Source organism: Actinosynnema sp. NPDC023658, assembly GCF_040639995.1.
Lineage (GTDB): Bacteria > Actinomycetota > Actinomycetes > Mycobacteriales > Pseudonocardiaceae > Actinosynnema.
In genome coordinates this window covers 1-11,821 of the sequence record NZ_JBFAAX010000166.1, presented here as the reverse complement: position 1 = coordinate 11,821, position 11,821 = coordinate 1, and the positions used below count along the sequence as shown (strand labels likewise).

Below are 11,821 nucleotides of genomic sequence, written 5' to 3'. Positions count from 1 at the left end.
CGCTGTCCACGATGGTCAGCGCCGCGACCGGTTGACCGACCCGCAGCCCGTCGACCCCGGGACCGAGGGCGCGGACGCGGCCGGAGACCTCGATGGCAACCGGTCGTCACGGCTGCGGTAGACGATGTAGGGCCGGGTCAGGTAGCCCAGGGGCATGGAGAACACGTGCACGAGCCGGCTGAACGGCCAGAACGCGAACAGCGCCCACGCGGCCAGGGCGTGCAGCCGGAACCCCAGCGGGGCGGTGGCCATCAGCGCGGGCTCGGGCCGGAAGTAGAAGATCGAGCGGAACCACGGTGACACGGACTCGCGGTAGTCGTGCGGGTCGTGGGTGAGGTTGCCCAGCACGGTGGTGCCCAGGCCGAGCACGATCGTGCCGACCAGCAGCACGTACATCACCTTGTCGTTGCGCGTGGTGGCGGAGAAGACCGGACCGACCGTCCGCCGCCGGTAGACCAGGATCGCCGCGCCCGCCAGCGTGCAGGCGCCGGCCAGCACGCCCAGCACCACGGCGACGGCGTGATAGGCGGTCTCACCGATCCCGGCCGCCTCGGTCCACGACTTCGGGATGAGCAGGCCGCCGACGTGACCGAGGGCCACGACCAGGATGCCGAAGTGGAACAGCGGGCTGCCCAGCCGCAGCAACCGGTTCTCGTACAGCTGCGAGGAGCGCGTGGTCCAGCCGAACTTGTCGTAGCGGTAGCGCCAGACGTGCCCGACGACGAAGACCGCGATGGACGCGTACGGGACGGCCACCCACAGCAGCACGTCCAGGGCGCTGAGCTGCTCGGTCATCAGTGGCTCCCCGGCATGTACTCGGGCGGCGCGAAGGGCGCCAGCCCGACCTCCTCCTCGGGCGGTCCCTCGGCGGCCAGCCGGGCGACGGCCTCGTGCTCGTGCCTGCCCAGCGGTGGCAGGGTGGCCGACACCGAGTCCAGGACGCCCACCCAGGGCGAGCCGGCCTCGCGCAGCCCCATCCGCATCAGCTCCAACCCGGCGCGGTGCTCGGTGAGCAGCCGCCTGCCCGACGCCGGGTCGCCCGTGGCGGCGAACTCCAGCACGACCGCGAGGTGGTCGGGCAGCTCGCCGTCGTCCAGTTCGAGGCCCGCGGCGCGGTAGGCGTGCTTGAACCGCAGCAGGGCCATGCCGCGCTTGCGGGTGTCGCCGTACGCGAAGTAGGTCAGGTAGGGGCTGAACCGCTTGCGGTGGTCGAACGTGGCGACGTAGTCGGCGGCCAGCTCGGTCGGCGGCGTGGCGTCGAGGTGGTCGAGGAAGGCGTGCAGCGGCTGCGCCAGCGGCGGTGGCAGCGTCGCGGTGGCGGACCGCAGCAGCGGGACGCGCTCCAGCAGGTGCCGGTCCGGGTAGCCGATGAGCAGGGACTGGACCTGCCAGGCCGTGACCAGCTCGGTGTCGGTGAACGTCATGGCTTCGGCTCGACCTCGCCCGCCGGGTCGCCGCCGCCGGGCCGTTCCGCCGGCCGCTCCCGCGGTGGGAAGAGCCCGTCGGGTCGGCCCTTGCCGTCCCAGTTGAGCAGGTTCACCCGGCCGCCCTTGTCCGCGGGCGCGGCCATGGTGTCGGTGGTCTGCCGGTCGCGCAGCATCCGGAAGTTCTCCACCGCGATGGGCGACGTGCCGCCGGAGCTCTCGCCGAACGGTCCGGAACCGCCCATGCCCGGCCCGCCCTCGTAGTCGAGGCTGCACTCGGCGGCCAGCTCCTCCAGGCCGTGCGCCTGCTCGGCGTGCGCGGGCGGGATGACGTACCGCTCGTCGTACTTCGCCAGCGCCAGCAGGCGGTACATGTCGTAGACCTCCTCGCCGCTCATGCCGACCTTCGCCGCGATCGCCTCGTCGGGTTCGCGGCCGAGGTTGATGTCGCGCATGTACGACCGCATCGCGGCCAGCTTGCGCAGCACCAGGTGCACCGGCTCCGGGTCGCCGGCGGTGAACAGCCGGGCCAGGTAGTCGACCGGGATGCGCAGGGCGTCGATGGCGGCGAACAGGTTGCCGTGGTCCTCGGCGTCGTGCCCGGTGTCCCGGACGACGTCGACCACCGGCGACAGCGGCGGGATGTACCAGACCATCGGCAGGGTGCGGTACTCCGGGTGCAGCGGCAGCGCCACCCGGTACCGGCTGATCAGGGCGTGCACCGGCGACCGGCGGGCCGCCTCGACCCAGTCGTGCGGGATCCCGGCTCGCTCCGCCTCACGGGCGACCTCCGGGTCGTGCGGGTCGAGGAACACGCCTCGCTGGGCCTCGTACAGGTCCTTCTCGTCCGGTGTGGACGCGGCCTCCAGCACGCGGTCGGCGTCGTAGAGCACCAACCCGATGTAGCGCAGCCGACCCACGCACGTCTCCGCGCACACGGTCGGCAGCCCGACCTCGACGCGCGGGAAGCAGAACGTGCACTTCTCGGCCTTGCCGGTGCGGTGGTTGAAGTACACCTTCTTGTACGGGCAGCCCGAGACGCACATCCGCCAGCCGCGGCACCGGTCCTGGTCGACCAGCACGATGCCGTCCTCGCTGCGCTTGTAGATCGCGCCGGACGGGCAGGAGGCGGCGCAGGACGGGTTGAGGCAGTGCTCGCAGATGCGCGGCAGGTAGAACATGAAGGTCTGCTCGAACTCGAAGCGGACCTGGTCCTCGATGCCCTTGCGCATCGGGTCGAGGTGGCCGTGGTCGGGAGCGCCGCCCAGGTTGTCGTCCCAGTTGGCCGACCAGGTGATCTTCGTGGGCTCGCCGCTGATCAGCGACCGCGGCCGGGCGACCGGCGTGTGCTCCTGGAGGGGCGCGGTCGTGAGGGTGTCGTAGTCGTAGGTCCAGGGCTCGTAGTAGTCCTCGATGCCCGGCAGCTTCGGGTTGCTGAAGATGGTCAGCAGCTTGCGCAACCGGCCGCCGCCCTTGAGCCTGAGCCTTCCCCGCTTGCCCAGCTCCCACCCGCCGCGCCAGCGCTCCTGGTCCTCGTAGGCGCGCGGGTAGCCCTGCCCGGGTCGGGTCTCGACGTTGTTGAACCAGACGTACTCCACCCCGGAGCGGTTGGTCCACGCCTGCTTGCAGGTGACCGAGCACGTGTGGCACCCGATGCACTTGTCCAGGTTCATCACCATCGCCATCTGGGCCATCACTCGCATCAGTACCGCACCTCCTGGTCACGACGTCGGATCACGGTCACCTCGTCGCGCTGGTTGCCCGTGGGCCCCAGGTAGTTGAACGCGAAGGACAGCTGCGCGTACCCGCCGATCAGGTGCGACGGCTTGATCAGCAACCGGGTCAGCGAGTTGTGGATGCCGCCGCGCTTGCCGGACGCCTCGGCCCGCGGCACGTCGATCAGCCGGTCCTGCGCGTGGTGCATGAAGACGGTGCCCTCCGGCATCCGGTGCGACACCACGGCCCTGGCCACCACCACGCCGTTGCGGTTCACCGCCTCGACCCAGTCGTTGTCCGACACGTCGATCTTGCGGGCGTCCTCCTGGGACATCCAGATGGTCTGGCCGCCCCGCGACAGGCTGAGCATGAACAGGTTGTCCTGGTACTCGGAGTGGATGGACCACTTCGAGTGCGGCGTCAGGTACCGCACGGTGATGCCCAGCTCGCCCCGGTCGCCCACGCGCGGCTCGTCGAACAGCGCGGCCATGTCCAGCGGCGGCCGGAACACCGGCAGCTGCTCGCCGAGCTCGCTCATCCAGTCGTGGTCGAGGAAGAAGTGCTGGCGACCGGTCAGCGTGTGCCACGGCTTGAGCCGCTCGACGTTGATGGTGAACGGCGAGTAGCGGCGCCCGCCGGTCTCGCTGCCGGACCACTCCGGCGACGTGATCACCGGCACCGGCGCGGACTGCGTGTCCGCGAACGTGACCCGCTTGCCCTCGTGCTCGGCCGCCAGGTCCGCGAGCGGCCGTCCGGTGCGCTGTTCGAGCGTGCGGAAGCCCTGGGTGGCCAGGTGCCCGTTGGTGGTGCCGGACAGGGCCAGGATCGCCTCGCACGCGTGCACGTCGCGCACCAGCGACGGGCGGCCGTCGGCCGGGCCGCCGCGGATGACGCCGTTCTGCGCGCGCAGGTACTCGACCTCGCGCTCCAGCCGGAAGGTGACGCCCTTGGTCGTGGCGCCGAGCGTGTCGACCAGCGGTCCGAGCGCGCCCATCTTCGCCGCGATGGCGGTGTAGTCGCGCTCCACCACCGTGAGCCTGGGCATGGTCACGCCGGGCACCGGCTCGCACTGCCCGGCCTTCCAGTCCAGGACCCGGCCGTGGGGCGTGGCCAGCTCGTCCGGGGTGTCGTGCAGCAGGGCGGTCGCGACGACGTCCTTGCGGACCCCGAGGTGATCCTCCGCCAGCGCGCTGAACACCTCGGAGATCACCATGAACGCGTCCCAGTCGGTGCGCGTCTGCCACGGCGGGGCGATGGCCGGGTTGAACGAGTGCACGAACGGGTGCATGTCGGTGGTGTTCAGGTCGTGCTTCTCGTACCAGGTCGCGGCCGGCAGCACGACGTCGGAGAAGATCGTGGTGCTGGTCATCCGGAAGTCCAGCGACAGCAGCAGGTCCAGCTTGCCGACCGGTGCCTCGTCGCGCCAGGCGACGTCCTTCGGGCGCGCGCCGGGCGGGGTCTCCGCGGCGCGCACGGAGTGGTCGGTGCCGAGCAGGTGCTTGAGGAAGTACTCGTTGCCCTTGGCCGAGGAGCCCAGCAGGTTCGCGCGCCACACGCTCAGCACGCGCGGGAAGTTCTCCGGCGCGTCCGGGTCCTCGCAGGCGAACCGCAACCGCCCCGCCTTCAGCTCCGACACCACGTGGTCCGCCGCGGGCACGCCGGAGCTCTCGGCCTCGTCGGCCAGGTCGAGCGGGTTGCGGTCGAACGTCGGGTAGGACGGCATCCAGCCCATCCGGGCGGACTGGGCGATCACGTCGGCGGTGGTCCTGCCCGCGAGCTGCCCGTCCGCGGTGGCGGCGGCCAGGGTGTCGGCGCCGAAGTGGTCGTAGCGGAACTGGTCGGTGTGCAGGTACCAGTAGGCGGTCTGGATCATCTGGCGCGGCGGGCGGGCCCAGTCCGCCGCGGAGGCCAGCTGGGACCAGCCGGTGACCGGCCGGCACTTCTCCTGCCCGACGTAGTGCGCCCACCCGCCGCCGTTGACGCCCTGGCACCCGGTCAGCGTCGTCAGGGCGAGGAAGGCGCGGTAGATCGTGTCGGAGTGGAACCAGTGGTTCGCCCCCGCGCCCATGATGATCATCGACCGGCCGCGGGACTCCTCGGCGTTGGCGGCGAACTCGCGCGCGATGCGCGCGGCGGCCTGGGCGGGCACGCCGGTGATCGTCTCCTGCCACGTGGGCGTGCACGGCTCGGTGGCGTCGTCGTAGCCGGTGGGCCAGGAGCCGGGCAGTCCTTCGCGGTGGACGCCGTACTGGGCCAGCAGCAGGTCGAACACCGTGGTGACCAGGTGGCCGCCGACCCGGCGCACGGGCACGCCGCGACGCACGCCGCTCGGCGGCCCGGCCAGGTCGAACCGGGGCAGCTCCACCTCCACCGACTCGCCGCCCCCGACCGACAGCAGCGGGTCGACGTCACCGAGGTCGAGGTTCCAGCGCCCCGCGCCCTGCTCGCCGAAGCGGAAGCCCAGCGACCCGCCCGGCACCACCGGCTCGCCCGTCGCCCCGTCGAGCAGGACGGTCTTGAACGCGGCGTGCTCGCTGTCGGCGTGCCCGTCGAGGTCGGCGGCGGTGAGGAACTTGCCCGGCACGTGGGCGTCGCCGCGCGCTTCGAGGCGCACCAGGAACGGCAGGTCGGTGTAGCGCTTGACGTAGTCGGTGAAGTACGGCACCTGCCGCTCCACGAAGAACTCGCGCAGCAACACGTGCCCCATGGCCATCGCCAGCGCGCCGTCCGTGCCCGGCTGCGGCGCGAGCCACTCGTCGGCGAACTTGACGTTGTCGGCGTAGTCCGGCGCCACCGCCACGACCTTCTGCCCGCGGTAGCGCGCCTCGGCCATCCAGTGCGTGTCCGGCGTCCGGGTCACCGGCAGGTTCGAGCCCCACATGATCAGGTAGCCGGCGTCCCACCAGTCGCCGGACTCCGGCACGTCGGTCTGGTCACCGAACACCTGCGGCGAGGCCACCGGCAGGTCGGCGTACCAGTCGTAGAACGACAGCATCGCGCCGCCCAGCAACGACACGAACCGCGCGCCGGAGGCGTGCGACACCATCGACATCGCCGGGATCGGGGAGAACCCGGCGATCCGGTCCGGGCCGTACCGCTTCACCGTGTGCACGTGCGCCGCGGCCACCATCTCGGCCGCCTCGTCCCAGCTCGCCCGCACCAGCCCGCCCTTGCCGCGCGCCGCCTTGTAGCGCCGGGCGCGCTCCGGGTCGTCCACGATGGACGCCCACGCGTCGACGGGGTCACCGGTGCGGGCCTTGGCCTCCCGGTACATCTCCAGCAGCACGTCCCGCACGTAGGGGTAGCGCACGCGGGTGGGGGAGTAGGTGTACCAGGAGAACGCCGCGCCACGGGGGCAGCCGCGCGGCTCGTACTCCGGGCGGTCCGGGCCGACCGACGGGTAGTCCGTCTGCTGGGCCTCCCAGGTGATGATGCCGTCCTTGACGTAGACCTTCCACGAGCACGACCCGGTGCAGTTCACCCCGTGCGTCGACCGCACCACCTTGTCGTGGCTCCACCGGTCCCGGTAGAACTCGTCGGCCTGCCGCCCGCCGATCCGGTGCAGCGTGCGCAGGTCGTCGGAGATCTCGGCGCGGGTGAAGAACCGGCGGGTCCGCACCAGCGCGTCGGGGAGCGCGGCCCGGTGCTCACCCACGTGACGGCCCTGCCGGGACGAGCAGCGAGCGCCGCACGGTGGTGAGGGTGAACGCGAGCGTGGCCGCCGACACCACGGCCAGCGCCGCCAACCCGAGCGCGTACGAGCTGAACGCGCCGTAGAGCGCGCCCATCACCAGCGGCGGCACGAACCCGCCCAGACCGCCCGCGGCGCCCACGACGCCGGTGACCGACCCGACCTTGTTGCCCGGTGCGAGCAGCGCCACCAGCGCGAACACCGCCCCGCTCCCCGCGCCCAGCGCGGCGGCCATGGACAGGAACGCGATCGTGCCGACCGGCATCAACGCGGGGGTGAACGCCTGCACCACGGCGCAGACCGTGACCACGGCGAACACCGCGACCAGCACCCGCAGCGGCCCCAACCGGTCGGACAGCCACCCGCCGACCGGCCGCATCACCACCGCGAGCAGCACGAACCCGGCCATCCGGTTCGCCGCGTCGGCCTGGGCGAGCCCGTAGGACTCCTGGAGGTAGGCGGGCAGGTAGACGGAGAACGCGACGTACCCGCCGAACGCGATGGCGTACAGCCACGACGCCTCCCACGTCGCCGCCAGCCTGGCCGTGTCCGCCATGCGCCGGGTCACCGACTCGGTGGGCACCGCCCGTCCGGGCGCGTCGCGCAGCAGCAGCGCCGCGAGGACCGCGTAGCCGGCCAGCACGATCGCGGTCACCACGAACGGCTTCGCGATCCCGCCGCTGTTGGCCAGCGGCACGGTGGTGAGGGCGCTGATCGCCGTCCCGCCCATGCCCGCGCCGAAGATCCCGATCGCCAGCCCGCGCCGCTGCGGCGGGTACCAGGCGTTGACGAACGGCACGCCGATGGCGAACGTCGTCCCGCCGAGCCCGAGGAAGAACCCGCCGACCAGCAGCGCCGCCAACGACCCGTGCCCGAGCAGCCCCAGGAACAGCACCGGCAGGATGGTGATCGCGGAGACGGCGGGGAACATCACCCGCCCGCCGAACCGGTCGGTCAGCGCGCCGACCGGGATGCGGCCCACCGAGCCGACCACGACGGGCACGGCGACCAGCAGCGCCTGCTGGAACGAGCTGAGCCCCAGCTCGCCCTTGAACCGCGGTCCGAGCGGGCTGAGCAGCGCCCACGCCCAGAAGTTGACCGTGAACCCGAGGGTCGCCAGCACGAGCATCAACGTCCGCTGCCCGGTGCGCGGTGGACTGCTCGTCGTGGACGGTGGGGAGTGCTGCTGCACGGTGTGATGACCTCCCCCGCCGACCGGTGTCCTCGGTCAACGGGGTACCAGCCGCCCCGGACCCCCGCAACGCAGGTCACGCGCGGTCACTCGGTGGGACAACCCGAAAGAGTGAAGGTTTACCCGGTCAGGGTCGGCTCTGCGGCACACCGCGTTCGACGGTCAGAAACGGCCGAACAACCAGTGGCCGGGTTTGTCCGGGGACGGGTCGAGGCAGAACTCGCGGATGGCCCGGACCACCTCTTCGGTCTCCACGGTGCCGAGGTGGTTCGCGTCCAGGCGGTCGAACAGGGTGCGGGCGTCGGCCTCGGGCAGACCGCACCGGTCCACCAGGGTGAGGAGCTCGTCGCGTTCCACCACGCCCGTGCCGTCGGTGTCGACGAGGGCCAGCACGGCCGTCGCCAGCGGTCGGAGGGTCCGGTCGAAGGCGGTGTGCGTGGCGCGGCCGACCCACGCCAGGAACTCCGACTTGTCCACCCGGCCGTCCCGGTCGGTGTCGGACTCGGCGGCCAGGGCACGCCACAGGGCGCGGTAGCCCGAGCGGACGGCCATCGCGGCGGCCGAGCGGGGCGGGTGGCCGAACGACTGCACCAGGCGCAGCGCGAACACCTCGTAGTCGTCGCGCCGCAGGTAGCCGTCCCCGGTCGCGTCCAGCAGGTCGAAGCGGGGTGACGGCGCGACCGGGTCGGCGTGGTGGCCGGTGATCCCGGCCGCCCAGCTCGCCGCGTCGGCGTGGGCCTCGGTGAGGATCGAGCCGTGGTCGGCGTCCGGGTACGTCGTCAGGTGCACCGCGCTGCCCGCGGCGGCGATGTCGTCCGCGAAGTCGTGCACCACGGTCAGCGGCACGACCTCGTCGTTGCCGCCCGCGCCCAGGAACACCGGCCGGTCCAGGCGGGTGACCGGGACGCGGCACTCGTCCAGCACCCGTTCCACGTGGAGGTGGCGGGTCAGGTCGGTCATCCCGGTCTCGTCGTTGGTGGTCTTCCTGGCGGCGCGGAACACCTCGACCAGCGACACCCGTTCGGCCAGGTCCACCAGGGCGGTGCCGCGCTCGGTGAGGAAGTCGTGCGTGAAGTCCGGGTACCGGGTGCGCATGCCGGCCAGGACGATCGGCACGAACGGGCAGACGGCGGCGGACGCGTCGCTGGTGCGGGTGGCGATGACGCGCAGCAGGTGCACGGGCGGCGCGAGCGCGATCGTGCCCAGGAAGTCCAGCTCGGGCGCGTAGTCGGTCGCGATCAGGGCGGTGAACAGGGCCGCGTGGCCGCCCTGGGAGAAGCCCGCGACGAGCCAGCGGCGGTCGAGCGGGTGGTCGAGCCGGCGGGCCGCGCGGACGACGTCGATCACGTCGTCGGCCACCGCCTCGCCGTTGAAGTACGGGTGCGGTCCGGGCGTGGCCAGGCCCTCGTAGTCCGTCGCCGCGACGGCGTACCCGGCCGCCAGCCACGCCGCGATGTGCACGCGCTCCAACCGGAGGAGGCCCGTGCGCGACGGCGCGGTGCGGTCGGACAGGCCCGTGGTGCCGTGGGCGTAGCTGATGACGGGCCAGCCGGCGGCCGGCGGCGTGCCCTCGGGGATGAACACCGACCCGGTGACGAGCCGGCCGCGGCCGTCGTGGCCCACGCCCTGGTAGAAGACGCGGTACGCGGCCTCCGCGTGGTCCGGCCGGAACCGGGCCGCGAGCGGGTGGGCGCGGATCAGCGCACCGGGTCGTCTGGCGGGCTCGGTGCCGCTGGGAGCCGTCATGTCACCGGAACGGTAGTCGCTCCGGGCGCCACCGGGCGGGTGAACTTCCCCTCGGTCCACTGTGGATGGTCACTCGGGGAGGATCGAGAACGCCCGCGGGTACTTGCGGCCCGGCGCCGGTGTGGGTGAACCGGTGAACGACACCGGTGTGCCGACGGGGAGCGCGGAACGCCCTTCCGGCAGCTCGTCGCGCGAGGCGAACCACGAGCCGCCCCTGGTGTCGGTGATGAAGCCGTGCGGCTGCCCGACCCGCCAGCCGGTCACGGTGCCCCGGCGGCGGCCTCGCGGTGCGCCGATCGGTGACGCCACGGCCTCGCTGGAGCGCACGAACGGGCTGCGCAGCGGGTAGTCCGGGCGGTCGGCGGCGGCGAACAGGTCGTCGAAGGCCGGCGTCAGGGTGGCCGCCGCCCGCAGCGGCGCGGCGGTGCGCGGCGTCCAGGCGGGTGGTGGGGTGCCCGGCGCGGCCGGCGTCCCGGCGTCCACGACCGGCACGATCACGCCCACGCCGCGCGCGGCCAACCGGGCCGCCAACGGGGTGAAGTCGGCGTCGCCGGTGACCAGCACGACCCACTGCAACGGCACGGTGGTGGCGCGTTCCCACGCTTCCAGCGCGAAGTGGACGTCGACGCCCTTCTCCTTGCCGCCGTGCAGCGGCAGGTCGTGCCGGGTGACGCCGGCGGCGGTCAGGACGGCGTCGAACGACGCGGCCGGGGTCTCGATGCGACCGCGGACGTAGTGGGCCTCGTGCACCACGCACTCGTCCAGCGGCCGTCCGGTCCGGGTGTGGAGGTGCCAGCGCACCGCGTCGTGGAACCCGTCGAGCGCGATCCGGGCCCCTCGCGGGTGCGCGGTGGCGTAGAAGTCGCTCAGGTAGGCGAACCACGTACCGTCGTAGAACACCCCGATGCGCACGATCTCCCCCACCCGACGGACCTTACCTCCCGGGTCGGTTCAGGCGTCCGGACCCGGCTCGTCCTCCGGACCCGGCGCGGGTTTCGCGTAGAGGACCTCCCGGGCCTGCTCCGCGGCGCGGGTGATGCTCTCACCGACGAAGTCGACGAAGCGGGCGATGTTCTCCAGGCGGGTGGCGGCCGGGGTGCCGGACCCCAGGATCCGGACGCCCTGCCGCGCGGTGTCCGCGAGCTGGGCGTGGGACCGCGCGGCGGCGATCATCGACTGGTACCAGACGTCGTCGTCGGCGACGTAGCGCTCACGGCGGCGGTCGTCGCGCTCACGGCGGACCAGGCCCTGGCCCTCCAGGAACGTGACCGCCTTGGAGACCGACGCCGGGCTGACCTGGAGGCGCGCGACGAGCTCGGACGCGGTGAGGCTGCCCTCGTCGTTGGTGTAGAGGCAGGTCAGCACCCGGGACATCATCTTGGGCAGGCCCTGCTGCATGAGCAGGGTGGTGAACGCCTCCTCGTACTCGCGCACGGCCTCGGCGTCGCGCCCGTGGGCCTGCGGGGGCGCCTGCTGCCCGCGTGGCGCGGCCTGCCTGCGCCGGTGGGCGCGCTGCTCGGTGGCGCGGTGGGCCAGGTCGGCGCGGTAGGCCGTGGGGCCGCCGTTCCGCATGACCTCGCGCGTGATCGTCGAGGTGGGGCGGTCGAGACGCCGGGCGATCTCCGCGTAGGAGAGTCCGTCGGCCAAGCCCAGCGCGATCTGCTGGCGTTCCTGCTGGGCGAGCCTGCCTCCCGGCATTGCGATCTCCTCCGTGCTCCTGGGGCCTCCAGTATAGCGTTCACTTCTCATTCATTGCAACGCTTCACGACTTCTCGTTGCGTTAGATTCAGCGCCATTGCAACGAAATAGTTGCTTTGACCTGGGTAAATGGGGTTAGTTCGCAACGGTGATGTTGTGCGTTCCTCGAACGCAACGTAGCGTTTGCGTTGTCGGAAACACCGGCCAGAACGAGCCAAGGAGAGCACGATGCAGAAGTTCGACACCCCCACCACGATCGCCGCCGTCCTCGACGTCCCCGCCGGCCGCCTGCGGTTCATCGCCGCCGACCGCACCGACACCGCGGTCGAGGTCCTGCCCGCCGACGCCTCGAAG

The 11,821-nt window shown here is 72.3% G+C and carries 8 protein-coding genes; all 8 read right to left on the bottom strand.

The window, feature by feature from the left end; translation table 11 throughout:
• Positions 1–15 precede the first annotated feature (15 nt).
• The 8 genes from narI to AB0G02_RS18780 all read right to left on the bottom strand — a co-directional run bounded on the left by narI (position 16) and on the right by AB0G02_RS18780 (position 11,467).
• Complete coding sequence (narI, locus tag AB0G02_RS18815) at positions 16–795, bottom strand: respiratory nitrate reductase subunit gamma (RefSeq protein ID WP_360795768.1); 780 nt, start codon at positions 793–795, stop codon at positions 16–18.
• Positions 795–1,424 carry a nitrate reductase molybdenum cofactor assembly chaperone gene (narJ, locus tag AB0G02_RS18810; RefSeq protein ID WP_360795765.1) on the bottom strand — a complete coding sequence of 210 codons (630 nt, stop codon included), beginning with the start codon at positions 1,422–1,424 and terminating at the stop codon, positions 795–797. Before narJ ends, narI begins: the two co-directional genes overlap by 1 nt.
• Positions 1,421–3,127 carry a nitrate reductase subunit beta gene (gene narH / locus AB0G02_RS18805; RefSeq protein ID WP_360795762.1) on the bottom strand — a complete coding sequence of 569 codons (1,707 nt, stop codon included), beginning with the start codon at positions 3,125–3,127 and terminating at the stop codon, positions 1,421–1,423. The genes narJ and narH overlap by 4 nt, the downstream gene beginning before the upstream one ends.
• Positions 3,127–6,795, bottom strand: a complete 3,669-nt coding sequence (locus AB0G02_RS18800; protein WP_360795759.1) for a nitrate reductase subunit alpha — start codon at positions 6,793–6,795, stop codon at positions 3,127–3,129. Before AB0G02_RS18800 ends, narH begins: the two co-directional genes overlap by 1 nt.
• The gene (locus AB0G02_RS18795) at positions 6,788–7,960 is read right to left on the bottom strand and encodes an MFS transporter (RefSeq protein WP_360795771.1); all 1,173 of its coding nucleotides are present in this window, start codon (positions 7,958–7,960) and stop codon (positions 6,788–6,790) included. Before AB0G02_RS18795 ends, AB0G02_RS18800 begins: the two co-directional genes overlap by 8 nt.
• A 225-nt stretch (positions 7,961–8,185) precedes the next feature.
• The gene (locus tag AB0G02_RS18790; RefSeq protein WP_360795756.1) at positions 8,186–9,769 is read right to left on the bottom strand and encodes a lipase family protein; all 1,584 of its coding nucleotides are present in this window, start codon (positions 9,767–9,769) and stop codon (positions 8,186–8,188) included.
• 69 nt (positions 9,770–9,838) lie between these two features.
• Positions 9,839–10,693, bottom strand: coding sequence for an NYN domain-containing protein (locus AB0G02_RS18785; protein WP_360795753.1), 855 nt, complete (start codon positions 10,691–10,693; stop codon positions 9,839–9,841).
• A 27-nt stretch (positions 10,694–10,720) separates the two neighbouring features.
• Positions 10,721–11,467 carry a helix-turn-helix domain-containing protein gene (locus AB0G02_RS18780; protein ID WP_360795749.1) on the bottom strand — a complete coding sequence of 249 codons (747 nt, stop codon included), beginning with the start codon at positions 11,465–11,467 and terminating at the stop codon, positions 10,721–10,723.
• Between the last annotated feature and the right edge of the window lie 354 nt (positions 11,468–11,821).